Annotated in this window: 23 protein-coding genes and 2 pseudogenes; 20 read left to right on the forward strand and 5 right to left on the reverse strand. The window is 70.3% G+C overall.

Annotation, left to right across the window (positions count from 1 at the left end; all coding sequences use genetic code 11):
* The first annotated feature begins 5 nt into the window (after window positions 1-5).
* The 17 genes and pseudogenes from PX52LOC_RS38295 (at window position 6) to PX52LOC_RS41510 (ending at window position 14,547) form a co-directional block, all read left to right on the forward strand.
* Window positions 6-608 carry a hypothetical protein gene (locus PX52LOC_RS38295; RefSeq protein WP_149115024.1) on the forward strand — a complete coding sequence of 201 codons (603 nt, stop codon included), beginning with the start codon at window positions 6-8 and terminating at the stop codon, window positions 606-608.
* A 949-nt stretch (window positions 609-1,557) separates the two neighbouring features.
* On the forward strand, window positions 1,558-1,752 hold the full coding sequence (locus PX52LOC_RS38300; RefSeq protein ID WP_149115025.1) for a hypothetical protein: 195 nt from the start codon (window positions 1,558-1,560) through the stop codon (window positions 1,750-1,752).
* A gap of 537 nt (window positions 1,753-2,289) precedes the next feature.
* Window positions 2,290-2,538 (forward strand): annotated as a pseudogene (locus PX52LOC_RS44355) (sigma factor); the annotation flags it as partial.
* Between the two features lie 34 nt (window positions 2,539-2,572).
* Entirely contained in the window at window positions 2,573-2,893 is a 321-nt protein-coding gene (locus tag PX52LOC_RS43175; RefSeq protein ID WP_246173845.1) for a hypothetical protein, read from the forward strand.
* Window positions 2,894-3,022: 129 nt separating this feature from the next.
* A complete protein-coding gene (locus tag PX52LOC_RS41500) occupies window positions 3,023-3,208 on the forward strand; it encodes a hypothetical protein (RefSeq protein ID WP_168218722.1) in 186 nt (61 codons plus the stop codon).
* Window positions 3,205-3,525, forward strand: a pseudogene (locus tag PX52LOC_RS43180) (bifunctional DNA primase/polymerase); the annotation flags it as partial. The gene PX52LOC_RS41500 and the pseudogene PX52LOC_RS43180, both read left to right, overlap by 4 nt.
* Before the next feature lie 157 nt (window positions 3,526-3,682).
* Window positions 3,683-3,871, forward strand: coding sequence for a hypothetical protein (locus PX52LOC_RS43185; RefSeq protein ID WP_246173846.1), 189 nt, complete (start codon window positions 3,683-3,685; stop codon window positions 3,869-3,871).
* Window positions 3,872-3,907: 36 nt separating this feature from the next.
* Window positions 3,908-5,170 carry an AAA family ATPase gene (locus PX52LOC_RS38320; protein ID WP_149115027.1) on the forward strand — a complete coding sequence of 421 codons (1,263 nt, stop codon included), beginning with the start codon at window positions 3,908-3,910 and terminating at the stop codon, window positions 5,168-5,170.
* A gap of 561 nt (window positions 5,171-5,731) precedes the next feature.
* Window positions 5,732-6,427, forward strand: coding sequence for a hypothetical protein (locus PX52LOC_RS42185; RefSeq protein WP_218575236.1), 696 nt, complete (start codon window positions 5,732-5,734; stop codon window positions 6,425-6,427).
* Window positions 6,428-6,445: 18 nt separating this feature from the next.
* Window positions 6,446-6,832 (forward strand): DNA methyltransferase, encoded by a 387-nt coding sequence (locus tag PX52LOC_RS42190; protein ID WP_218575237.1) that lies wholly within the window; start codon window positions 6,446-6,448, stop codon window positions 6,830-6,832.
* A gap of 70 nt (window positions 6,833-6,902) precedes the next feature.
* On the forward strand, window positions 6,903-7,283 hold the full coding sequence (locus PX52LOC_RS38330) for a hypothetical protein (RefSeq protein WP_149115028.1): 381 nt from the start codon (window positions 6,903-6,905) through the stop codon (window positions 7,281-7,283).
* Window positions 7,284-7,298: 15 nt separating this feature from the next.
* A complete protein-coding gene (locus PX52LOC_RS38335) occupies window positions 7,299-7,520 on the forward strand; it encodes a hypothetical protein (RefSeq protein ID WP_149115029.1) in 222 nt (73 codons plus the stop codon).
* 12 nt (window positions 7,521-7,532) lie between these two features.
* A complete protein-coding gene (locus tag PX52LOC_RS38340; RefSeq protein ID WP_149115030.1) occupies window positions 7,533-7,823 on the forward strand; it encodes a hypothetical protein in 291 nt (96 codons plus the stop codon).
* Window positions 7,824-7,953: 130 nt separating this feature from the next.
* Window positions 7,954-10,101, forward strand: a complete 2,148-nt coding sequence (locus PX52LOC_RS38345; RefSeq protein WP_149115031.1) for a serine hydrolase — start codon at window positions 7,954-7,956, stop codon at window positions 10,099-10,101.
* A 507-nt stretch (window positions 10,102-10,608) separates the two neighbouring features.
* Entirely contained in the window at window positions 10,609-11,136 is a 528-nt protein-coding gene (locus PX52LOC_RS38350) for a hypothetical protein (protein ID WP_149115032.1), read from the forward strand.
* A gap of 44 nt (window positions 11,137-11,180) precedes the next feature.
* Complete coding sequence (locus tag PX52LOC_RS38355; RefSeq protein ID WP_149115033.1) at window positions 11,181-14,066, forward strand: cytochrome P460 family protein; 2,886 nt, start codon at window positions 11,181-11,183, stop codon at window positions 14,064-14,066.
* Between the two features lie 316 nt (window positions 14,067-14,382).
* The gene (locus PX52LOC_RS41510; protein WP_168219476.1) at window positions 14,383-14,547 is read left to right on the forward strand and encodes a hypothetical protein; all 165 of its coding nucleotides are present in this window, start codon (window positions 14,383-14,385) and stop codon (window positions 14,545-14,547) included.
* Between the two features lie 278 nt (window positions 14,548-14,825).
* Here the strand turns inward: PX52LOC_RS41510 and PX52LOC_RS38360 are convergent, their stop codons facing one another.
* From PX52LOC_RS38360 to PX52LOC_RS38375, 5 genes are all read right to left on the reverse strand, one after another.
* Entirely contained in the window at window positions 14,826-16,097 is a 1,272-nt protein-coding gene (locus tag PX52LOC_RS38360) for a C39 family peptidase (protein ID WP_149115034.1), read from the reverse strand.
* Window positions 16,098-16,211: 114 nt separating this feature from the next.
* Entirely contained in the window at window positions 16,212-17,840 is a 1,629-nt protein-coding gene (locus PX52LOC_RS38365; protein ID WP_218575238.1) for a hypothetical protein, read from the reverse strand.
* Window positions 17,841-17,869: 29 nt separating this feature from the next.
* Window positions 17,870-18,118, reverse strand: a complete 249-nt coding sequence (locus PX52LOC_RS43190) for a hypothetical protein (RefSeq protein ID WP_246173600.1) — start codon at window positions 18,116-18,118, stop codon at window positions 17,870-17,872.
* On the reverse strand, window positions 18,115-19,974 hold the full coding sequence (locus tag PX52LOC_RS43195; RefSeq protein ID WP_246173601.1) for a sialate O-acetylesterase: 1,860 nt from the start codon (window positions 19,972-19,974) through the stop codon (window positions 18,115-18,117). Before PX52LOC_RS43195 ends, PX52LOC_RS43190 begins: the two co-directional genes overlap by 4 nt.
* Window positions 19,971-20,684, reverse strand: a complete 714-nt coding sequence (locus tag PX52LOC_RS38375) for a DUF1349 domain-containing protein (protein WP_149115035.1) — start codon at window positions 20,682-20,684, stop codon at window positions 19,971-19,973. The genes PX52LOC_RS43195 and PX52LOC_RS38375 overlap by 4 nt, the downstream gene beginning before the upstream one ends.
* A 103-nt stretch (window positions 20,685-20,787) precedes the next feature.
* Between PX52LOC_RS38375 and PX52LOC_RS44490 the strand changes: the two genes are divergently transcribed.
* From PX52LOC_RS44490 to PX52LOC_RS38390, 3 genes are all read left to right on the forward strand, one after another.
* Complete coding sequence (locus PX52LOC_RS44490) at window positions 20,788-21,972, forward strand: substrate-binding domain-containing protein (protein ID WP_149115036.1); 1,185 nt, start codon at window positions 20,788-20,790, stop codon at window positions 21,970-21,972.
* A gap of 182 nt (window positions 21,973-22,154) precedes the next feature.
* A complete protein-coding gene (locus PX52LOC_RS38385; RefSeq protein ID WP_149115037.1) occupies window positions 22,155-22,589 on the forward strand; it encodes a hypothetical protein in 435 nt (144 codons plus the stop codon).
* Between the two features lie 105 nt (window positions 22,590-22,694).
* Complete coding sequence (locus PX52LOC_RS38390) at window positions 22,695-23,471, forward strand: NIPSNAP family protein (protein WP_149115038.1); 777 nt, start codon at window positions 22,695-22,697, stop codon at window positions 23,469-23,471.
* Window positions 23,472-23,711: the final 240 nt, after the last annotated feature.

Raw genomic sequence — 23,711 nt, forward strand, 5'->3', positions numbered from 1 at the left:
GGACGGTGGCGGCCCCGGGCGAGGACGCGCGAACCCGCCTTGAGGCCCGGTTGAACGACTGGTTCGACGACAACCGCCGCGGCCGCACGGCCCGCGTGTTCGTGTCCCGGCGGGACGGGGTGACGTACTTCCTCGTCCGCCACGGCGAGCCGTTCAAGCGGGAGGGGAGCGTCCTGAACAACGAGCCGTCGTCCGTCACCTACCGCCCGCTCCGGCACGACGTGGCCGTGTACGACCCCGTCCTCGGCGAGCTCCGCGTCCACGCCCAACTGAAGGGCGAGCGACAGTTGTACCGCCGGGCGATCGCCGAGTACCTCGTCGGCCGGGACGACGACTTTCCCCGGGAGGCGAAGTACAGCCTGCACCCGATCCGCCGGGACCGGGAGGATTGCCTGGCGTGCGGCGACGTCGACGGCCTCGACGCCGTCCTCCTCCGGGAGTTGCACTTCGCCTGGGGGGGAAGCACCACGAGTACCACGTCGAGAAGGCGAACGACCTGTTCGCCGCCCTGCGGGACCGCGGGAACCGCCCGATCCCCGAGTTCCCCCGCCTGGCCAAGGCGGTGTTCGCCGTCTGGTTCCCGAGGGCGAAGCGGCCGCGGTCGGTGACGATCAAGGTCCCGAACACGGCACTATACACCCGGGACGGGGACAGCGCCCGGGTCGAGCGGTGGTTGCAACTCCGCGGATTCCTCCGGACCGAGACCGATGCCGACGATCTTGCCGCTGACGCGGTTCTGGTTGGGGCTTGACCGCGTCCCGGGCCTGACGGCGGTCGAGGCCGAGTGGCGGGCGGCCGTCTGCGACGACCTCGACCGGGTCCGCGACCTGTTGCACCCGGAGCCGGGGCTGGCGGAAAGTTTTCCCCACCAGGGCCGGGCCGGCGAGGTCTACGCCGTCGTCGTTCACGGCCCGGACGACATCGTCGGCGTCGGCCCGGACGGTGATCGCATTGCCCGCCGGCGGGGCGACGTAACCGCGTACCGCCTTTCGGTCCCGGCCCTCCTCCTCCGCCTCGCCGCCCTGTTCGCCGTCCCGCCCGACGCGGGGCCGGTCGCCGGTCTGGGCCGGACGTGGCGGGTCGGCGTCGACTGCCCGACGGCCGGGTACGGGTTCCCGCTCTTCCTCGCCCTCGGGCAAGAGCCGGCCGACTACCGCCGCGACGTCGCCGCCCTGGCCGCGGCCCACGCCGGCCCGTTCCGCCTCCTGTCCCCGACGAACCGCCACGTCCGGTACGAGACGACCCAACTCCTCGCGGCGCACGAGTCCACGTTCCTCGCCCTGGCCGACGCCGTCGCCTGGGCCCCGGACCGGTGGGACCTGACGCCGCCCGCGGGTGGTGGGCCGGCTTCCACGCCCGCCACCTCCCGCCGGCCGACGCCGCCGCCTCGATCGTCTTCTTTCCCACGCCGGCCGACGCGACCTGGGCCGACGTGCGGGTCCGGTTCCTCGACGGCGAACGGGTCTCGATCCGCGTGCGGGACGCCCGACAGGCGGTCAACTACACGCAGATGGCTTCGCGGACGGCCGCAGCGGCGACGCGAACAAGCAGTGGCACTTGTTGCGGGCGTTCGCGGCCGGGGGCGGGCGGCTGGACTGGCGGAGCCCGGACGCCGGGCCGAAGAACCAGAAGCGGCGGGAAGTCCTCGGCCAGGCGTTGCAGCGATACTTCCGGATCGACGGCGACCCCATCCTGCTCGACCCCGATGGGAAATCGTGGCGGATCAAGTTCCAGATCGCGGACGATCGTTAGCAGGCCGTCGAATTTTCGGTGACCGGATTTTCGGCCTGACGACATTTCACCCCGTCCACAACCACATATCGAACCGCCGGTTGCGACGACATATCGAACCGCCGGTTGCGACGGCCTCGAAGTCTTTCGCCGAAAAACCCCGGCCCCGTCGAATTTTCGCCAGGGAGGGGCGACAGGTCCGGCGGGCACCACTCGCCGGGCGACCGACACCCGTGGCCGGACCCGAGGGACACGCCGAGAGCGATCTGTCCCCCTCGTTCGTCCGGCCGCCAGCGGAAGTCCCCCATGGCCCGTCCGGTTCCCAAGCAGTCCCTGTCCGCCGCCCGCCGGCAACTCGTCGAACTCATGCAGTCGATCGGGTTCGGGCGGATCGAGCACCTCCACGTCGTCGACGGCGAGCCGGCCCTCCTGGACCCGCCGCCGGCCGTGGTCCGCGAGTACAAGTTCGGCGGAGAGAACGGCCTGCGGCCGGAGCGCGGCCTCGACGCCTTCTTGCTCAAAGTCCAAGTGGTCGAATTGTTCCAGATGTTCGACCGGATGGGCACCGGCGTCGTCCTGGCCCTCGACGTCAAGCCCGGCCCGACCCCGGTCCGTTCACGTCTTCCAAGCCCGGCCGGGAGGGTCGCTCCCGTGCCCGACTCCCCGTTGACCGAATCCGCGTACGCCCGCCGCCTCGTCCGCGACCTGGCCGGCCGCCTCGCCGCCCACCGCCTCCGCGGGTGGGACGCCGACGACATCGCCCAGGAACTGTTCCTCCGCCTCTGGGCGGCCCGCCGGGCGTTCGACCCGACGCGGGGCCCCGGTCGAGGCGTTCGTCGCCGTGGTCCTGGACCGCGCCGTCATCGACCTGCTCCGGCGCCAAGCTGCGTCGAAGCGCATGGGGCGGGTGAGATCCCTGCACACGGTGGGCGACGCGGACCGCGGGCACTCGTACAACCCGATCCCGGCGATCGACTGGGCCCTCGACGTCGCCGCGATCCTCGCACGCCTGCCCGAAGACCTCCGGGCCGTCGCCGAACTTCTGAAGACCGAGTCCGTTACCGCGGCGGCCCGGACGCGGGCCGTTCCGCGGGACGCGCTCCGACGACAGGTCCGCGACCTCCGCCGGGCGTTCGAACGGTGCAAAGCGCGGGATTCTTGAAGAATCCCGCACCACTTCGTCCTCGCTTTGCGAACTTACTAATAGACCCCTCGATCACGCGCCGAGCCGAAGGCAACCGCGTGATGGCACACCGGACGTGACCCACGTCCCAACCATCACGGTGACTGCGTGGCCGAACCGATCCCCGACGCGACCCCCGACCCGAACCCGCTCCTCGCCGCCGCCCTCGCGTACGCGACGCGCCTGGCCTGGCCCGTCATCCCACTGCACGCCGTCCGCGACGGCGCGTGTACGTGCGGCAACGCGGCGCGCGTCCGGAGCGCGGGGAAGCACTCCGGACGAAAAACGGCGTGAAGGACGCGACGACCGACCCGGTCGTCATCCGCGGGTGGTGGCACCGGTGGCCGGACGCCAACATCGGCGTCGCGACCGGGATGACCTCCGGGGTGTTCATGATCGGCCCGGACGGCACCGACGGCATCCGCGACTTCACGGACCTGTAGGGCGAGAACGGGACGTTCCCGCTCACCCCGGCCGCCCAGTCCGGGAACGGCGGGTGGCACGTCCTCGCCCGAGACCCCGGCGGCATCGGCCTCCAGGCCAACCACCTGGGCGCCCGGATCGACCTGCGGGGCGAGGGCGGGTACTTCGTCGCCGCCCCGTCGGCCAGCGGGTACGGCCCGTACGTCTGGATTAACGACCCGTTCGCCACCCCGCTCGCCCCGCGCCCGCCCGGGTGGGCCGAGTGGTGCCGGCGGAAGAGGCAACCGAAGCCGGCGTCGCAACCCCGGCCGACCGACCCGCCCCCGACCGACCGGGCCGTCATAATTGAGCGGGCGCGAAAGTACCTGCCCCTCGATCAACCCGTCGATCGAGGGGCAGAACGGCCACGGCGCCCTCTTCGCCGCCGCCCGGCACCTCCGGACCGGCTTCGCACTCGGCAACGAAGAGGCGTTCCCGTTGCTCCAGGAGTTCAACGCCCGCGCCCGGCTCCCGTGGCCGGAGGCGGAACTGTGACGGAAACTTAAGGAGTGCGACGAGCACCCGGGCGACATGGCGAACGGTGCCCACGTCCACACGCCGCGGACCGCCGGCCACGCCCACGATCACCGACACGCCAGGGCCGAGCCGACGGCCGAGCCGAAGAAACCCCGGTTCGAATTCCTGACGGACGCCGAGTTCGTCGCCGGCGACTACCGCCAAGAGTTCCTCATCACGAACGTCCTCGCCAAGGGGCAGCCGTGCGGCATCGGCGGCCCGGTCAAGGCCATGAAGACCGGCCTGTCCGTGGACATGGCCCTGAGCCTGGGCACGGGCACGCCGTTCCTCGGCACGTTCGCCGTCACCCGAGCGGTCACGACCGTCATGGTGTCCGGCGAGTCCGGCCGGGCCACGCTCCTGGAAACCCGCGACCGGATCATGAAGGCGAAGGGGTTCCCGCCCGCCCAGCCGTTCGGCACCCTGCACTGGTGCTTCGACGTCCCGCGGCTCAGCGACGCCGCGGCGATGGCCGAGTTCACCGAGATGCTCGTCGCCCGGAAGCCCGAGGTCGTCATCCTCGACCCCCTGTATCTGAAGCTCGGCGACGTGAACGCGGCCAGCATGTTCGAGACGGGCGACGTGCTGAAGAACGTCGGCACCAAGCTGATCGCGGCCGGCATCACGACCGTCATCTGCCACCACGCGAACCGGTCCCTGGACGTCGGCAAGCCGATGGAGTTGCAACACCTGAGCCACGCCGGGTTCTCGCAGTTCGTCGGCCAGTACGTCCTCATCAACCGCCGGAAGGAGTACGTGAAGGGCACCGGCCGGCACGAGCTCGTCGTCGGCATCGGCGGCCGCGACGGGTACGGCGGGCAGTACCACGTGGACATCGAGGAAGGCGTCGCCGACGAGTGCTTCCGCAGCCGGGTCTGGGACGTTCGCATCACGAACACGGCCGACGCACCGGCCGGCCCGGCGGGCTCGGCCGAAGACAAGGAGGCGAAGAAGGCGGGGGAACTACGGCAGAAGATGGCCGCCAAGAAGGCGAAGTTCCTCGCCGACGTGGACGCGGAAAAGGCGAAGGGGTTCCCGGCCGTGTCCGCCAACCGGCTCAAAACCGACTACCACTGGCAGTTCACGGACATCAAGGCCATCGCCGATTGCCTGATGCAGGACGGGCAAATCGAGCTCCACACGTTCAAGTTCAAGGCCGGCAAGGGGGCACCACAAGAGACGACCGGGTTCCGCCGGGCAGTCCCCCGGGGAGCCGATCGCCCTGCCGTTCGGGCATCAGCCGGTTTTTTCCGACACCCAACCGGCTCAACCGGCTGATGCCGATGACGGGGGCGGGCAACAGCCGGATCAGCCGGTTGGGGGAACCCCCTGTATAGGGGGCCCCCACCGGTTAACCGGCGGATGCCGGTCACCCCGGCCGCCGGCGACGGGAACCGACACCAAAACCCGCGAAGACTGATCGACCAAAAAAACCGGCCGATGCGTCCGGCACGAAACGGGCCGCGACGAAGTGCAACAAGCGAGGGAAGGAATAATCCCGCCCGCCGAAGGCCACCGGCCGCGTGCGTCGGTCGCACCGCCGCACGCCCCCCGGCACTCCGACCGGCCCGCGGCCCGAGTCGCACGGGTCATTCCTGCGCACTTTCACGTTCCATCCCACGCGGAACGGTCAAAGAATTAGACAGGTTTTCCTTCTTCGACCCCCGCCGCACAACCGCCGACCGTGACGCCGGTTGTGCGACGCACGGGCATGGGGTATAATCTATCCAGCAGCTCGCGGTGCTACCCCTCCCACGGGGCGGCGACCGCAGACCGGCGGGCAAAGCCCCGGCAGTACGGCCGGGCCGAACGAACGCTCCGTTCCTTCGAGGCCCGGCCATGCACGTCGAACTCCGCCCGATCACGTCGATCACCCCCTACCCGGATACCCCCCGCGACAACGCCGCCCTCAAACTCGGCCTCGAAGTCGTACCCGTGCATGTCGCCGCCGACCTCACCCCGGCCCTGGCACGGGCGTACCGCCTGGCCGACAACCGCACCGCCGCCATCGCCACGTGGGACGACGGCAAGCTCGTCGCCGAGTTGCTCGCCCTCCAGGGGACCGACGTCGACCTCGCGTCCATCGGCTTCACGGCCGACGAGCTGGCCGATCTGCTCCGAGGAGAACCCGACGCCAACCCCGGCGACCCGGACGCCGTCCCCGACCCGCCGGCCGACCCCGTCACCCGCCCGGGCGACGTGTGGCTCCTCGGCCGCCACCGCCTCCTGTGCGGCGACGCCACCAACCCCGCCGATCTCGCCACGCTGCTCGCCGGCACGCCGGCCGGCCTGCTCCGGACCGACCCGCCCTACAACGTCGCGTACGAGGGGAAGACGGCCGACAAGCTCACCCTCACCAACGACGCCCTGGCCGGGGACGACTACCGCCGGTTCCTCGCCCGGGCGTTGGCCGCGGCCCGGGGCGTGCTGCGGCCGGGCGGGGCCTTCTACCTCTGGCACGCCGACCTCGAAGAGTTGAACGTCCGGGCGGCGTGCGAGGACGCCGGGTTGCAAGTGCGGCAGTGCCTCGTCTGAGTCAAGTCGGCGTTCGCCTTGGGTCGCTTCGATTACCACTGGAAGCACGAGCCGTGCCTGTACGGGTGCGCCGACGGGGCCGCCCACACCTGGCTCTCCGACCGGACCCAGACGACGGTGCTGGAATTCGACCGGCCAACGAAGAACGACGTCCACCCGGCCATGAAGCCCGTCGACCTGTTCGCCTACCTGATCGGCAATTCGTGCCCGGCCGCCGGGGTCGTCCCCGACCCGTTCGCCGGCTCGGGGACGACCCCGGCGGCCGCGGAACACACGGGACGAACGGCCGCCCTCGTCGAACTCGACCCGCGGTACTGCGACGTCATCGTCAAACGGTACGAGGACCTCACCGGCACGCCGGCCGAACGAATACCGGCCGGGGACGCCGTTCCCGCAACGGCGTGAACCCCTGATCCCCGAAACACCGACCAAAACCCACCACAACCGACTACTCCGCCCCCGAGGAGGCCCGCCCGTGGCCAACGCCACCACCCGCCGCACGGCCGACGACCACCTGATCCTCGCCCTCGCCTGCGGGGCCACCCAAGAAGCCGCCGCGACCAAGGCCGGCCTCGGCGTCACCACCGTCCGCCGCCGCCTCCAGGACCCCGACTTCGTCCGCCGCCTCCGGGCCGTCCAGGCCGACATCGTCGCCCGCACCGCCGGGGCCCTCACGGCCGCCGCCACCGAGTCCGTGCGCACCCTCCTCGACCTCCAGAAGCCGGGCACCCCGCCGGCCACCCGACTCGGGGCCGCCCGGGCCGTGCTCGAACTCGGACTGAAGGTCCGCGAGGTCGTCGAACTCGAGGCCCGCATCGCCGCCCTCGAGGCCCAAGTCGACGGCGACGGCCGGTAGCCGGAGGGCGGCGAGATGCGATTCCACCGGCGGATCAAGCGGGTGCGGGCGGGGAATCGAGACGCCGGCCCCTTCACGATCTTCCTCGTCGAGGCGGCGGCCGATCGGCCGGTCGGCGTTCGCGTCTTGTGGGGCGGGATCGCCCGCGAGGTCTGCTACGACCCGGACCAGGGCCCACCACCCTTGCCCCCGGGCGGGCCGCACAAGCTCATCCTCGGCCCCGCGTTCGACGTGTGAAAGGGGGACCGGATGTCGGCGCGGCTGCGGCGGGTCAAGAAGATCGAGGCGGCGGTCCGGCGGGAGAACCCGCCCCCGGCGTGGCCGGGCGTCGTGTTCGTCCTCGAGGCCACCCCCGACCGACCGCCGGGCCGGTGGGTCCGCCCGGACGGGGCGACCGAAGTCCTCGTCTACGACCCGGACGGGCCCAAGCCGGATTTCCGGTTCCCGGGCAACCCCCTCGTCCTCGGCGGGGAGATCGACCCGTTCGCCCGTGAGGCCGAGTTGCGGACGGACTGCCGGTTCGTCCCGGCCGGCGGGTGACCGGGGGACATCCGGCCCGCGAGGAATCGGAATTGGCACGAACCGGGCCACGGTTTAGGATAATCCCGCGACCGGAACGCCTCGGCGGGGGGCCAGGGTACCGGTCGTCCCAGGCTCCGGGAACCACGTCGTGAAACGTCCTCCACCCGGCCGGCGAATCGGCTCGGCCCTCGTCCTCATATGCCTCGGGGCCCTCGTCGGCACGGCGCGGGGGGAAGGGTTCGACTGGCAGACGGCATCGCCGGAGAGCCAGGGGTTCTCGAAGGAGAAGTTGGACGCACTGGTCAAGGTCGTGGTCGCCAAGAAGTCGCGGGCGTTCCTCGTCGTCCGCAACGACCGCGTCGTGTCCGAGTGGTACGCCGACGGTAACGGCCCGACCAAGGCTCAGGGCACGGCCTCGCTCGCCAAGGCCATCGTCGGCGGGCTGCCCCTCGCCGTCGCCCTGACCGACGGGCGGTTGACGTTGGACGACCCGGCCGCCAAGTACGTCCGGGCGTGGAAGGACGACGCCCGCAAGTCCAAGATCACCCTCCGCCACCTCGGCTCGCACACGTCCGGGCTGGAGGACGCCGAGGCCGACGACCTGCCGCACGACAAGCTCACCGGCTGGAAGGGCGACTTCTGGAAGAGTCGGGAGCCGCCCGACGACCCGTTCACGCTCGCCCGCGACAAGGCGGCCGCGGTGACCGTCCCGGGCGAACAACTCCGGTACAGCAACCCCGGCATCGGAATCCTGACGTACTGCGTCACCGCCTCGATTCAGGGGACCCAGCACACGGACGCCCGGACGCTGCTTCGCGAGCGGGTGCTGAAACCGATCGGGGTGGGCGACAAGGAGTGGTCCGCCGGGTACGGCAAGGCGGTGAGCGTGGACGGCCTGTCTCTCGTACCCGCCTGGGGTGGCGGGGCGTTCACCCCGCGGGCGATGGCCCGCATCGGGCGGCTGGTTGTTCGGGCCGGGGATTGGGACGGCAAGCGGATTCTGAGCAAGGAAGCCGTGGCGGCGGTGACGGGCGATGCCGGCCTGCCGGGGCACTGCGGGATGGGGTGGTGGACGAACGCCGGCGGGCGGTACGCGGGGTTGCCGAAGGACGCCGTCTGGGGGGCGGGGGCCGGCGATCAGTTGTTGCTCGTCGTCCCCAGTTTGAACCTCGTCATGGTCCGCAACGGCCAGGCGATGGAGCCCGGACCGGGCGAACCGCCGGTCCGCAAGGACGACGTGTTCACCCGCTACCACGACTACCGCGCCCGCACCCTGTTCGAACCGCTCGTGGCGGCCATCGCGACGGGCAACTCGCTGATCCAGCCGCCGTTGCCGCCCAGCCCGGTGATCCGGTCGATCGACTGGGCGGGGAAGGACACGATCGTCCGCCGGGCGAAGGGCAGCGACAACTGGCCGCTCACGTGGGCGGACGACGACCACCTGTACACGGCCTACGGAGACGGGTCGGGGTTCGAACCGCTCTTGAAGGAAAAACTCGGCCTGGGGTTTGCGCGGGTCGAAGGGAGCCCGGCCGCGTTCACCGGGGTCAACCTGCGGTCCCCCACGGGGGAGCAGACGGGCCACGGCAAGGACGGCAAGAAGGCGAGCGGGCTGCTGATGGTGGACGGCGTCCTGTACCTGTTGGCCCGGAACGCCGGGAACGCGCAACTCGCCTGGTCCCGCGACCACGGGGCGACGTGGGCGTGGGCCGACTGGAAGTTCACCACCGGGTTCGGCTGCCCGACCTTCATCAACTTCGGGAAGAACTACGCCGGTGCCCGCGACGGGTACGTCTACGTCTACTCGCCCGACGCCGACAGCGCGTACCGGGCGGCCGACCGAATGTGCCTAGCCCGCGTCCCGACGGGGAAGGTCCGGGAGTGGGACGCCTACGAGTTCTTCGCCGGCCTGGGCGCGAAGGGGGAACCGATCTGGACGAAGGCCGTTGCCGACCGCGGGGCCGTGTTCGCGCACCCCGGCCGGTGCTACCGGTCCGGGGTCACGTACAACGCCGGCCTGAAGCGGTACCTGTGGGTGCAGACGCTGCCGGGCACCGAAGGGGGCAAGGCCGACACGCGGTTCGAGGGGGGCTTCGCGGTCTACGACGCGGCCGAGCCGTGGGGGCCGTGGACGACCGCGTTCTTCACCGAGAAGTGGGACGTGGGGCCGGGCGACTCGGCGAGCTTCCCGACCAAATGGATGAGCACGGACGGCACGACCCTGTACCTGGTCTTCTCAGGGGACGACTCTTTCTCGGTCCGCCGGGCGACCGTCACCCTCCACCCGACGAAGTAAACCCGTCCCGCGGGGGCGTTTCGCCAGACTCCCACCACTGGTCGCGGCAATTCGGTAGCGGACCTGCAGCCTGTACCTGGCGGCGGAGGGCGGGTGATGAGGGTTCGGGGGCGACTCGATCGACTAATGGCACGGGTGCGGGCGCGTCGGCCGGACGCCTCGCCGCCCACTATCGGCCTGATCGAAGTGACGCCGGGGCGGCCGGTCGGGACGGTGGGGCGGCCGGGCCCGGGAGGTCAAGTGCGACCCGGCCGCGGGCCCGCCGCCGTTGCCGTCCGGCGGGCCGCACAAGCTCATCGCCGGGCCGGCCTTCGACGTGTGAGGATGTGCCATCTCATCAAGCCCCCTTCGGGCCGGTTATTCGGGTTGTCCGGCCCAGCCTCCTCTCCCCGTCAAGGTCTGATCACGACGAACTGAAATCGCAGTTCGGTCGCCGACCGATGAGAGTCTCTACGCGGGTCGCCGGGCGGCCGGTGCCGGGCTTTTCCTTCCGCCGGAGGCCGCGACGTGGTCGAGTCGTGCATCCACGCCGCCAACATCTTCTATCTCGTCTCCTACCTCGTCCGGGACATGCTCTGGCTGCGGCTGCTCACCTGTAGCGGCCTCCTGCTCGGGATCGCGTTTTTCACCTTCCAGAGCCGGCCGATGTACGGCCCGTGCGTCTGGCAAATCCTCTTCCTGGTTATCAACCTCTGGCAGATCCGGCAGCTCGTCCTGGAGCGGCGGCGGCTGAAACTCAGCCGCGAGGAGGAGGTCGTCGGCGAGGCGGCGTTCGAGGAATTGTCGCGGGAGGAGATGCTGACCCTGCTCACCCGCGTCATGTACGAGAACCCGACGCGGATCAGCAACATCCACCGGGCCAGCCGCAAGGAACTGACGCCGGAAGAGCAGGTGCTACGGGACATCGCCTTCCGCGGGCTGTCCCGCAAGGAGATGCTCAACCTGCTCACCCGCAAGCTGTGGGGGTCGCTCAATCGCGTCAACCCGGCCGCGTGGGTGAAGCGTCGGAAGACGGCCCGCGGCGGGGCGGCTTGAACACCCGCAGACCCGGTTCGGTTCGCGGCAGCAAGGAGGCGGCGATGGCGGGCACGACCCTACGACGACGGTACGCGGCCGGGGTCGGCATCGTGGTCGTCGCCCTGTCCGGTGTCTTGTACAGTTCGGCCGAGACGACACCGGCCGCGGGGCAAGATTACGGCCGGCCCGCCGGGCTGCCGCTGCCGTCGAGCGTGCCGCTCGCGAAGTTCGAGGAGAAGCTGTTCTCGTTCCTGAACGACCGCGAGTACGTCCGCCTCGGCTGGCGGCCGGACAAGGGCGTCCGCGACACCGGGCCGTTCCTCGACGGCAAGTCCTACGGCACCCACCCGGCCGTGCGGGTGTACTACTCGCCGGGCGTGGTGAAGTGGCTGGTCGGCGGCCGCGTGGGGAAGATTCCCGACGGCGAGATGATCGTCAAGGAGCAGTACCCCGCCCCGGCCGCCCGCCACCGCGGCAAGTCGGAGGCCGTCCTGCGGGCGAGCCTCGAGTCGTGGACGGTCATGGTGAAGGACTCGGCCGGGTCGCACGACGGCTGGTTCTGGAGCAACCCGACCGCGGGCCAGTGCGTCGTCGATAGCCACCAGGACCCGTTCCCGTACCCGGTCTCCGGGTTCGGCCAGTACTGCGTGCGGTGCCACGCCTCGACGCGGTCGCCAGGGGCCGAGGCCAGCGGCGCGAACAACGAGTACACGTTCGCGTCGCTGCGGAACATCGCCGGCTTCCCCGGCGAGCCGATCCTGTTCCGGGTGGACGACTCCTGGCGGGAAGACGCACGCAAGGCGAAGGCCGAGCCCAAGCAAGACGCGCACCCGTCGTGCGCCCGGCCGAAGGCCGTGGAGCGACCCGCCCGCCCGGCCGACCTCGGGTTCCTGAACTTCTTCAACTCGATCGGCAGCCTCGAGCCGGCGGCCTTACGGCGGTTACCGCCGGAGACGCACGACTGGGCCGTCGCCCGCCGCGACGGGTCGCGGGAGTTCGTCACGTCCAACCAGTGCATGAGCTGCCACGCCGGGCTGATGGCCCCGTTCGGGCCGTCAATGTACGTGCCGGCGGGCAAGACGGCCGAGTACGGGGCGGCCGGGTGGGACGTGTCGCCCTACGGCGAGTGGCGGTGGACGCCGATGGGGCTGGCCGGCCGTGACCCGGTGTTCTTCGCGCAACTCGAAACCGAGATGCGACTGCTCCGCGACGACTACCGGCACGACCCCGCCCGCGGCCGGGAACTGAGCGAGACGCTGACCGACACCTGCCTGAAGTGCCACGGCTCGATGGGGCACCGGGAGTTCCACCGGGAGCACCCGGGGGCGAAGTTCACCCTCGACCACGCCCTCGCGATCGCCGACCCGGCCGACCACCCGGGGGCCGGCGACGCCCGGTACGGTGCGTTAGCCCGCGACGGCGTGAGTTGCGCCGTCTGCCACCGGATGCAGCCGAAGCCCCAGCCGGCCTGCGACCCGCGGCCGTACCTGCAATTCTTCATCGAAACCGCGACCACCGGCGACTTCACCGTTGGCCCGAAGGGGGACCTGTACGGCCCGATCGCCAACGACCAGATCGCCCCCTACGCAATGGAGCACGCGACCGGACGGAGGCCGAAGCACAGCCCGTTCCTGAAGTCGGCGCAGCTCTGCGGCACCTGCCACACGGTCACGCTGCCGAACGTCGATCGGCCGATCGCCCCCACCGACCCGCCGGACGAACTGGCCGCCCTGCAAACGGTGCCGGCGTACCGCCGGTTCCACCACCACGTGGAGCAATCGACGTACCTGGAGTGGCTGAACAGCGAGTACGAGAACGAGATCGACAAGGCGAACCCGAAGGCGAAGACCTGCCAGGACTGCCACATGGCGACCGGCCTGACGGACGCCCGCCGCGGGCTCGACCGGTCGCCGCTGCGGACCCGGATCGCCGCGATCCAGGACGACACGTACCCGGAGGCCGAGAACCTCGCACCGCACGCCGACCTGCACGTGCGGGTTCGCGAGGACGGCAGCTACCGCCGGCACAACTTTTCCGGCCTGAACGTGTTCCTCCTCGAGCTGTTCAACCAGTTCGACGACGTGCTCGGCGTCCGCAAGGACAACTTCATGACCGGGTCGAAGGAGGACGTGTCGAACGCCATCCAGAACTTCGTGGAGACGGCCCGCCGCGACACGGCCGACGTGCGAGTGGCGGCCGCGTGGCCGGGGCTGAACCGGCTGACGGCCCGCGTCGCGGTGCGGAACAAGGCCGGCCACCGCTTCCCCAGCGGGGTCGGGTTCCGCCGGGCGTTTCTGGAACTCACCGTGTACCAGCCGGCCCGCGGGGGCCAGCCGGAGCGGGTGGTGTGGGCGTCCGGCCAGACCAACGCGCTCGGCGTGCTGATCGGGGCCGACGGCCGGCCGCTGCCGACCGAGTTCTTCGACCGCGACGCGGCGACCGGGTCGCAACTGTACCAGCCGCACTACGAGGTGATCACGTCGCCGGACCAAGTGCAGGTGTACGAGACGCTGCTGCTGAACGCGAAGGGGGAGTTCACGACGAGTTTCGTCCGCGGCTGCCGCACGGTGAAGGACAACCGCCTCCTGCCGCGGGGGTGGAAGCCCGACGGCCCCGGCCCGGGCCTGACCGGCCGTTACCTGCAGGCCACCCACCCCGACGCCGTGGCGTCGGCCGACCGCGACTATGCCACCGGCAGCGGCGGCGACGAGGTGACGTACCAGATCGAACTGCCGCGGGCAATCGACGTCACGGACCTGGAAGTGCGGGCCACACTGTACTACCAGGCCCTGCCGCCGTACTACCTGCGGAACCTGTTCGCGGCCGCCCCCGACGGTCCGGCAACGGCCCGCCTCCACGCGATGGCGAGCCACCTCGACCTGCGGGCGTCGCCGGTCCGTGACTGGAAGCTGCCTGTGGCTTCGGCCACGACCAGGCTGAAGCGATAACTTTGGGTCGCGAAGGTGCGGGCAAGTCGCCCGGACGCCTCGCCGCTCACCATCGTCCTAGTCGAGGCGCCATCGGGCCAACCTGCCGGCGCACGGGTGGTGTGGACCGGGATCGCCCGCGAGGTCACCGACAACCCGGCCCACGGCCCCTGCCCCGGGCGGTCGGCACAAGATCATCCTCGGCCCCGCGTTCGACGTGTGAAAGGGAGACCGAATGTCGGCGCGACTGCGGCACGGGTGCGGCGGGCCTCGCCGCCGGCGTGGCGGGCGTCGTGTTCGTCCTCGAGACGACGCCGACCGACCGACCGGCCGGTGAGTGCGGGCGGACGGGGCGACCGAGGTCCTCGTCTACGACCCGGCCGGGCCCAAGCCGGACTGCCGGTTCCCCGACAACCCCCTCGTCCTCGGCGGCGAGATCGACCCGTTCGCCCGCGACCCCGAACTGCGAGCGGCGTGCCGATTTGTCCCGGCGGGATGCTAGCACGACCCACGACCAGTCCAGCGTCTCCCTGCCGGCGGTGTCAAACTCCACGTCCCAGTCACAGCCCGTGTCGTCAAATTACGACGTGCGGTATATGCCGCTCGGCCAGGTCGTGTCTGGACCGGCGAGGGTTGTGCCCATTTCGACGCAGACAATCATGCGGCTGAATGCGGTCGAAGACTTGCGGCCGGACCATTTAGGGTTACCGCTCTCGAAGCGGCACATCGACGCGGTCGGCGAAGATGGGGGCAATTTTCCCGGCGGCGAACTCCGATGGGTCATCGGCCGAGGACGATGGCGGGGCGGGCGAGGACGTTCTTGGCGACCGCGCCGTAGTGGTCCGACCGCCAGTAGCGTTGCAGGTCCTTCGCGGACATCAGTTGCAGGCCGGGCGTGGCCAGGGCCGGGTTGCACAGGACGTACAGGTCCTCCCCCGCGACGTAGCCGACGAGGGCGAGCGTGTGCCCGGCCTCGCCGCCCGGGTACTCCGCCCCGGTGTACTTGAAGTCGACGACGAGCGGGCGGCCGGCGTCGAGCTCGCCGCGGGCGAACGCCGCAGCCTTCACGAACCCATCGGCGTCGGGCGTGAACGTGACCAGCTTCCAGCGGAGGGCGAGTTTCTCCGACGCCTTCAACAGGTCGCCCCAGTCCGTGCCCGTGCCGGGCGGCGACGGGCACAGCCGCTTGACGTCCCAGCCGCCGACCGGCTTGCCCTGGGCGCGGGCGAGCATGGCGCAACTCGTCGCCCCGCAGTTGTTCCACCCCTGGTGGACGTGCGGCACCGTCACCAGGGCGAACCGGCCCGGTTCGGGCTTCCGGTCGCGGTACGCGGTCAGTTTGAGGAGGTCGGCCCCCTGTTGCGCGGCCAGTTGATCGCTCGGTTGCGTTGGCGGCCCGATCGGACCGACCGACTTCGTCCGGGCGACGCGCGTCCAGCACTTCCGGGCCTGCTCGGTCTCGCCGGCCCGGAAGTGAATTTCGCCCAGCACGACGTGCCCCGAGGGGTCGTTCAGCTCGGCCGCGCGTTCGGCGAGCCTGCGGGCTTCCTTCGCGTCGGCGGGAACGCCGTCGCCGGCCAGGTAGACCATCGCGGCCGTGGACGCGGACCGCCCGTGCCCCCTCGCGGCCGCCCGCGTCCAGGCGGCGAGGGCCTTCGGCACGTCTTGGTCCACCCCCAGCCCGGCGAAGTAGCACTGGCCGAGGTTCCAGGCCGCGGCGGTGGACTGGCCGGCGGCCGCCTTGAAGTACCCGGCGGCGATCTCCGGGCTCCGCTGGACCCCCAAGCCCTCGAAGTACATCCAGCCGACGAAGTCCTGGGCGTCGGCGTAGCCGCGGTCGGCGGCCGGGTGCGCCCACCGCAGGGCCTCGGCGTAGTCCCGCTTGACGCCGGCCCCGTCGCGGTAGCGGTACGCGAGGGCCAGTCCCGCGCGGGCGTCGCCCCGCCCGGCCTTCGCGATCAGGTCTTGCGGCAGCGGGTCGTCCCCCCACGCCGGGGCGAGGGTCGCCAGCGCCGCGAGGGCGGTCCACAGTAGTGGCGTGAGGTGCCTCATGGTTCACTCGCCCCGTCTGTCACAGACGACCGTCACGTCGTCCTTCTGCTCCCAGCCGGGCGTGCTCCGCCCCGCGGTCATGTATAGCTCCGCTCCATCCGGCCCGCCCGCCAACTAATCCTTCGCCCCCTGGCGGGTGGCGATCGGCACGTACCCGATCTCCAGGCCCTTCGGCGGGGTGACGAGTACGCCCGGGTCGAGGTCGGCGAGCTTGCCGGTCGTGGGCGGCGGCAGGTAGTCTCGGTCCTTCGTCCACGCCCGGTGCAACAGCTCCACCCGCTTTTGGATCGCCTCCCGCTCGGCCGCGGTCAGGTCGGCGTTCAGCAGGGCGGGCTGGTCGGCGAACCGGTACCAGGAGTACGCGACGACACTGCCGTCGCCGAGCTTCGCCTCGAACGGCCCGGCCGCCGGGCCGGGCTTCTTCCAACTGCTCGCCGGCTCGTCGGGGGTGACGTAGGGCCGCCGGTCCGGCCCCCGCCGCTTCGGGAACTCGACCTTCGCCAGGCCGGTCTCGGCGGGCACGTCCTTCGCGTCCACCACGGCCCATCGGTCCTTGTCCTTCTTGTCCTTCTCCAGGCGGTAGTACTCGGGGAGGGTGACGAGGCCGCCGTCCCGTGCGACCGCGCCCTTCGCCCACCGGTACCCGTAGGCGGTGTCGTCGAGGGCGGCGGGGGTGGCGAACGAACTCCAGGCGACGGGCGCCTTCTTCTCCCGCAGGGTGTTCGGCGGGTAAATCTGCCACGTCGCCCCGCCGCCGTCCTTGAAGGTGTGTACGGCGGCCGCCTTCGGGTCGATCGTGCCGCTCGCCGCCGGCCCGCCGTTGAACCACGCGGCCACGCCGTCCCACAGGGCCGTCCGGTTGTACGCCGTGATGCGGTGGATGAGCGGCGCCTCGCCCTCGGCTCGTGCCGGGAACTGCGTCGGGGCGACCCGCGCGTAGGTGTCGCCCTTCGCGTCCCGAGCGAGGAACGCCGGGACGTGCTGCGTCTCCATCTGCACCGCCTTGTTCGGCTCGGCCGGCCGGGCGTCGAGGAACATCCCGCCCAGGTCGGGCCGCTCCAGGGTCGGCTTGGACCAGAAGTAGGGCACGAAGAATGCGACCGGCCCCTTGAAGTTGCCGGTGTTGAGGAACAGGGTCCAGGACTGGTTCCCGGTCGGCACGGCCGCCCCGGCGGTCGTCGTCTTGGCGGCGGTCAACGGCAACGGCAGGTAGCCGTACCCGAACAGTTCGCCGGCTGTCCCCTGCTTCAGGTTCAGCCCGTCCGGCGGCCAGAGGACCCACGGGCTGAGCTGGGCAATGGCGTAGTGGCCGGCCGGCTTCTTCCAGTCGCGGCCCTTGCCGGCGCCGGGGCCGTTGGCCCACTCAGCGAAGTTGAGGGCCACCCCGCCCATGATGAACTTCGGCGTCTCGGTGGCGAACCGCGTGTCCCGCCACCACCCGAGACCGCCCTCGATGTCGGAGTACGCCTTCTCCGGCTTCGGCCCGTCGTACTGCGCGAACATCCACGTCCCGAACAGGCCGCTCTGGAAGTCCTGACCGGGGTAGTTCCTTAACAGCGGCCACGCGGCCACGTACATCGAGAACCCGGCGTTGTAGGTCTTGTCCACCTTGCCGTGCGGGACGAGCAGGTAGCCGGCCATCTCCGCCTTCTGCGGCGACTGGTCCGCCGCCGTGACCGTGGCGGCACAGCAAGCGAGCAACAGGGCCAGGCACGCCCCGGCTCCGTGGGATCGGTTCGACATGAACAACCTCCGCAGGTGGTGGTGGGCGCTCACTCGGCGGGCTTCTTCGCGCACAGCTTCTTCATTGCGTGGCCCATCGCCTCGCCGATCAGGTAGTACGTCTCGGCGTTGGTGTTCCAGTGGTACGCCTGGCCGGTCGGCGACACGTCCTTGTCCCGCCAGAACGCCTTCGTGCCGACGAACGCGACGGTCCCACGGAACTCCGGATACTCGGCCACCGCCGCTTGGGCCTTCATGAGCGACAGCGCCCGCGGGTGTTTCTCCTCCACGCCGCTCATCCCGTCTCGGCGATGACGAACGGCAGGTCCTTCACCCCGAGGTCCGTGCGGATGTCGCGGATGAAGTGGGCCAGGTTCTTCTCGTACTCGTCGTTGAACGCCTGGTTGACGCGGTCGTTCCACCCCTGGTGCCAGCCGAAGCCGGCGAGGTCGTACCCGCGGTCGCCGAACGCCGGGAACTCCGTCTTCAGGTTCTTCAACACGGCCTTCGTGCGATCGACGATCTCCTTGTAGTACGGCCCGACCTCTCCGCCGGCGCTCGGGGGGCGGAAGTCCTTCCCCAGGCTCTTCCCACCCCACGCCAGCTTGACGAGTAGCACGGGTTCCTCGAAGGCGTCGCCGACGACCGTGCCGAAGCCAAGTTCCGGGCCGATCCGGTCGTCCTTCGCCCCATACCCGACGGTCAGCTTGCCCTTGCGGTCGAGGTAGTGAATCCACACATCGTCGCGGACGATCCACTTCCCGTCCTTGGCGACCAGGTGTTTGAACGTGTCCGCGGTGGCCTTGTCCTTGACGAGGAACTCCAGGCTGCCCTTGCCCCCGTTCCGCTTCGGGTCGGCCACGATGAACCCTTGCCCTTCCATGTTCGACTGCCCGGCGAGGACGAACACCTTCACCGGCTGGTTCGCGGCGCCGACGGGCTTCGGCGGGTTCAGGAGGGCCTCGGCGAACGCCCGGCCGACCGGTGCGAGGATCTTCGCCGCCCCCAGGTAGTGGTAACCGCCGTTCGAGACGCCCGCCTTCAACCGCTTCCGTTCGTCCAATTGGAATTCCGCTTCGCGGGCCTTGGTCCGGGCCTCTTCCTTGACCTTCTCGCTCGGCTTGGGGTCCATCTTTCGGAAGTCTTGTTCGAGCTTGTTGCTAATCCGATCCCAGCGCTGCTGGAGGGCGTCGAGGTCGTCGTCCCAGAACGGGGCCGTCTCCACGGCGACCACGCTCCCCTTGAACTCGTCGAGCGACGCCGGCTTCCGCTGGGCCGCGCGGAAGTGCATCATCGGGGGCTTCTTGTCGCCCGTCAGCCCGTCGATGCCCATGACGCCGATGACCACGGGGAGCTTCGGCGCGGCCAGGTCCTTCCGCACGTCGCGGATCAGGTGGCCGAGCAACTCCGCGTACAAGTCGTACCCGCCGGGCTTGTTCTGGTCGGGGTACGTCCAGCCGTCGACATAGTCGTTGAACCCCTGGAACCAGACGAACCCGGCCAGCTCGTACCCCTGCTTGGGGTCGTACCCGGGGACGACGCGCGCGATGTCGTTGAGCACTTTCCGCACGTGGTCGATCATGTGCTTGTAGAAGACGCCGCCGTTCTTGTGAATCTTGGCCGTCTCCTGCTCGGCGTCGAGGCCGCGCTTCTTCCACTGCTCCAGGGTGAAGGCGTTGATCGACTCCGGCCCGGCGCCCGGCGGGCGGAAGTCGGTGTGCAGGCTTCGTCCGCCCCACGCCGTCTTGATGATGAGAACCGGCCCGCCGAGTCGCTTCTCCACCGTCAGGCCGAACGTGAACTCCGGCCCGATCTTGTTCTCCGGGGCGCCGAACCCGGCCGTCAACTTGCCCTTCGCCTCCCGCAGGTCCGAGTAGGCGTCGCCGAGGCCGCCGACCGACGTGATCCACACCTTCTCGCACACCGTCGGCTTGCCGTCCGGCCCCAGCATGTCCTTGAGCAACGGGGCCGTCTTCGGGTCGCCGGCCAGCGAGTCGAACGTGGACACGCTCGCGTGCCCCTGCATGTTCGACTGCCCGGCCAGGATGAACACCTTCAGCGGCTTGTCGGCGGCAGGGGCAACGGCCGCCGGCCCGACGAGAAGCAAAAGGGAGAGCAGCCGCGCCACGGCGGAGCCCCGGGTTCGCGTGGTCACTTCTTCTTCTCCGGTGGGGTGGTAAGGGTGTATTCGTCGAACGTCACGTCGTAGGCGGTGTTCGTGTTATGGACCGCCACCGGGCCGATCGCCACCGGACCCAAGCCCGGCACCTCGTGCGGCTCTTCGAAGACCGGCGCCCATTCCTTCCCGTCATCGCTTTGCGTTGCGGTGAACTTGTCCCCCCGGCGGGTCAAGCGGAGGTAGACCGGGGCGTTTGCGAACGTGTGGTGCGAGCTGAGGGCGCCGATCGACCCCCTGGCCTTTGTTGTTTCGTAGAGGGCCGACAGTTTGAAGTAAGTGTCCCAGCCATCGCGACCTTTGGAGAGCCGGTTCAGAACGACCAGCGATCCCCGTTTGCCGTCGGGCTTGCAGAGAGCGATCCCGGCGGCCGCGATCGTTTCGCCGTTCTCAACGGCGGCGGGGTTCTTGTCGTCCGGCGGCGTGTGCGTGATCCGGACGGTCAGTACGAAATCCCCCTCGACCGTCCGGGTGAAGTTGGGCCGAACTTCGCCGTGCTCTTTCGTGTCCGACGCGGCGTCCGCGGACAGGCTGACGCGGAGTTCGCCCGGCCGGGCCGACTCGCACTTCACGCCTTTGACCTCGGCTACCGTGCCGAAGTTCTCGAACTTCTTCGGAGCCGCCTTGGGAAGTGGGGCGGCCGGGACGGAAGCGGAAAGGATCAGAAGCGCCAGCAAGCCGCGGGACATGGCGATCCTCGCAACACATCGACTTCGTGGATTGATGCAAATATCATGACGTTCGCTATTCTTGTTTCTCGGAAAATCACTAACGAATCTCGGAATTCCACCAATGGCCCGTAAGCCCCGCCGCGTCGCACTCATGTTGGACCTCCGGTGGCCGTACAAGCGGCACGCCGAGGTCTTCGCCGGGGTGATGCGGTACGCCGAGGAACGCGGGTGGGTGGCGATCATCGACGAGTTCGCGCACGACACCCTCCGCCGGCGGGGCGCCGCGGACCGCTACGACGGGATCGTCGCGCGGGCGAACCACCCGCTCGCCCGGCGGGCGGCCGGGCGGGGCGTACCGGTGGTGAACGTGTGGCCGAGTTCGCCCGCCCGCCGCCTCTTGCCGGGCGTGTTCCCAGATTCGGCCGAGGTGGGCCGGCTGGTGGCCGAGCACCTGTTGGCCCGCGGGTTCCGCTCGTTCGCCACCGTCACCTCCCGAAAGAACGCGGACAACGAGCTGGAGGTAAAGGAATTCGCCCGCTCGGTCGGCGCCGCCGGCTTCGCCTGTGCGTCCGCGCACGTCCCGCAAGACCCGCACCGGGACCTGGCCCACTGGCGGACGACGGAGCGGTTGATCGCCCGCGCCATGGCCGGGTGGGCGCCGCCGGTCGGGGTGTACGTCGGGCAGGAGGACTGCGGCCGGCTGGTGGTGCAGGCCGCGCACCGCCGCGGGTGGCGGAGCCCGGACGACGTGGCGATCGTGGCCGGGAAGAACCAGGAGGCCCTGTGCGAGCGGCCCCGGCCGTCCCTCACCAGCGTTGAGGTCGGGTACGACCGGATCGGGTACGCCGCGGCCGAACTGCTCGACCGGCTGATGACCGGTCAGCCCCCCCCGTCGGAGCCGCTCCGGCTCGCCCCGCGCGGCCTCGTGGTCCGGGAATCGACTGACTTCTTCGCCGTGAACGACGCCGTGGTCGCGGCGGCTCTGGCGTACATCGCGGGGCACAGCCACCGCCGCTCGGCCCGGACGCCGTCGCCCGTGCGGTCGGGACCGAAACCCGCACGCTCCAGAACTACTTCCGGAAGGCCCTCCAGCGCCCGATCGCGACCGAGATCCGCCGGGTCCGGATCGAGCGGGCCAAGCGCGAACTGGCCCACGGCGACCGGCCGCTCGCCGCGATCGCCCGCGACGTCGGCTTCGGTACCGTCCAGCGGCTCTACGAGGTGTTTCGCCGCGAACTCGGTTCGAGCCCTGATGAGTACCGCAAGTACTGCCGAATGGGCGGCAAGTGAGAGTGATGTGTGTTGACCGTCGGCCTGGCCGAAGCAACTCTCGGCCGACACCCGACACGGTCTTGATGTCGGGTGTCGGCCGGTAGGTCGTGGACGCCCCGGCCGGCGGCCCGCCGCCCTTGTCCCCGGGGGGCCGCACAAACTCATCGTCGGCCCCGCGTTCGGCGTGTGAGGGCTTGGCATGTCGCGATTGGGCGGGTGAGGAAGATCGAGGCGGCGGTCCGGCGGGAGAACCCGCCGGCGTGGCCGGGCGTCGTGTTCGTCCTCGAGGCCACCCCCGACCGACCGCCGGGCCGGTGGGGGCGGGCGGACGGGGCGACCGAAGTCCTCGGCTACGACCCGACCGTGCCCAGGCCGGACTTCCGCTTCCCCGGTAACCCACTCGTCCTCGGCGGGATCGACCCGTTCGCCTGCGACCCCGAACTCCGGGCGGCGGGCCTGTTCGGCGTGAACTCTACCCCCGACCGACCCAACGTGACGCCGGCGGAAGGCGGGATGTTCACGACTTCCCAGTGGCCACCCAGTGGCCAGCAGGAGGTCGCCCTCGGCGACCAAGACATGCGGGCAACGCACCTCCGTCGCCGGCCAACTCCTTCGGCCGCGACCGGAACGGCGGGGGCGGGAGTTGGCTGACGATGAACGGCCGCCGTCCATGCCTGGCTCCGGGTTTCCCGCACACCGCCGACCGACCCGTATACTTCCCTGACCGCCCGCTCACGCCCCCTCTCGGAGATGCACATGGAACGCCGCACGTTCGTCGGGGCCTCACTGGCCGCCCTCGGCACCGCCGCGACCGGAACCGCCGCCGAACCCCAGCCCGGTGCGACCGACCTGTACGAGATGCGGGCGTACACCCTCACACCGACCCGGCGACCACTCCTTGATGAATACCTGAGCCAAGCATACATTCCGGCCCTGAAGCGGCTCGGGGTCGGCCCGGTCGGGGTGTTCGCCGGGCCGCCCGAGAAGGACGTGCTCAGGGTGTACGTCCTGGCCGTCCACAAGACCGCCGACACGGTCGCCACTCTCCCGGCCAAACTGGCGGCGGACGCCGAGTACCAGAAGGCGGCCGCCGGCTACCTGAACGCGAAGCCCGAGGAGCCCGTCTACCAGCGGATCGAGAGTTCACTCCTGTCCGCCATTCCCGGGATGCCGCGGTTGGAGAGGCCGGACGCCACCAAGTCGCGGCTGTTCAACCTGCGGGTGTATGAGAGCCACAACGAGCGGGCGGCGGCCAAAAAGGTCGAGATGTTCGAGGCCGGTGAGTTGGCGATCTTCAAGCGGGTCGGGCTGACGCCGGTGTTCTTCGCCTCGGCCGTCGCCGGGGCGGCGATGCCGAACCTGACGTACCTTCTGGTGTTCCCCGATGAGGCGGGGCGGAAGGCGGCTTGGGACCAGTTCCGGGGCGACCCGGCGTGGCTGAAGTTGAAGGCGACGCCAGGGTACGCGGACAAGGAGATCGTGTCCAAGATCACCAACCTCGTGCTCACCCCAGCGGCCTACTCGGAGATCTGAGCTGCGGCGCGTCCTCCGGTCAACCGGCCCCGCAGCATCCCAAGGCTCGCCATTGACGGATGTCGCCGGAGTGAAGGTTTGGATCGCGGGGGCGAAGATCGGAGCGGGCGGCGCGGCCTCAAGGTCCGAGCCGCACAATCGCATCACCGGCCGGCATTCGACGTTTGACGAGGAGCAACCGTTGAAGCGACTGCGGCGGGTGAAGAAGCGGGAGGTCGCCCACTCGCCGCCCGTGCCACC

The organism is Limnoglobus roseus (assembly GCF_008254045.1).
Classification (GTDB): Bacteria; Planctomycetota; Planctomycetia; order Gemmatales; family Gemmataceae; genus Limnoglobus; species Limnoglobus roseus.

Coding starts and splice junctions, on each gene's coding strand:
- PX52LOC_RS38320 (WP_149115027.1), top strand. CDS start 3,908: ATGGCGAACGGTGCCCACGTCCACACGCCGCGGACCGCCGGCCACGCC.
- PX52LOC_RS42185 (WP_218575236.1), top strand. CDS start 5,732: ATGCACGTCGAACTCCGCCCGATCACGTCGATCACCCCCTACCCGGAT.
- PX52LOC_RS38335 (WP_149115029.1), top strand. CDS start 7,299: ATGCGATTCCACCGGCGGATCAAGCGGGTGCGGGCGGGGAATCGAGAC.
- PX52LOC_RS38340 (WP_149115030.1), top strand. CDS start 7,533: ATGTCGGCGCGGCTGCGGCGGGTCAAGAAGATCGAGGCGGCGGTCCGG.
- PX52LOC_RS38355 (WP_149115033.1), top strand. CDS start 11,181: ATGGCGGGCACGACCCTACGACGACGGTACGCGGCCGGGGTCGGCATC.
- PX52LOC_RS38360 (WP_149115034.1), bottom strand. CDS start 16,097: ATGAGGCACCTCACGCCACTACTGTGGACCGCCCTCGCGGCGCTGGCG.
- PX52LOC_RS38365 (WP_218575238.1), bottom strand. CDS start 17,840: ATGTCGAACCGATCCCACGGAGCCGGGGCGTGCCTGGCCCTGTTGCTC.
- PX52LOC_RS43190 (WP_246173600.1), bottom strand. CDS start 18,118: ATGAGCGGCGTGGAGGAGAAACACCCGCGGGCGCTGTCGCTCATGAAG.
- PX52LOC_RS38375 (WP_149115035.1), bottom strand. CDS start 20,684: ATGTCCCGCGGCTTGCTGGCGCTTCTGATCCTTTCCGCTTCCGTCCCG.
- PX52LOC_RS44490 (WP_149115036.1), top strand. CDS start 20,788: ATGGCCCGTAAGCCCCGCCGCGTCGCACTCATGTTGGACCTCCGGTGG.
- PX52LOC_RS38390 (WP_149115038.1), top strand. CDS start 22,695: ATGGAACGCCGCACGTTCGTCGGGGCCTCACTGGCCGCCCTCGGCACC.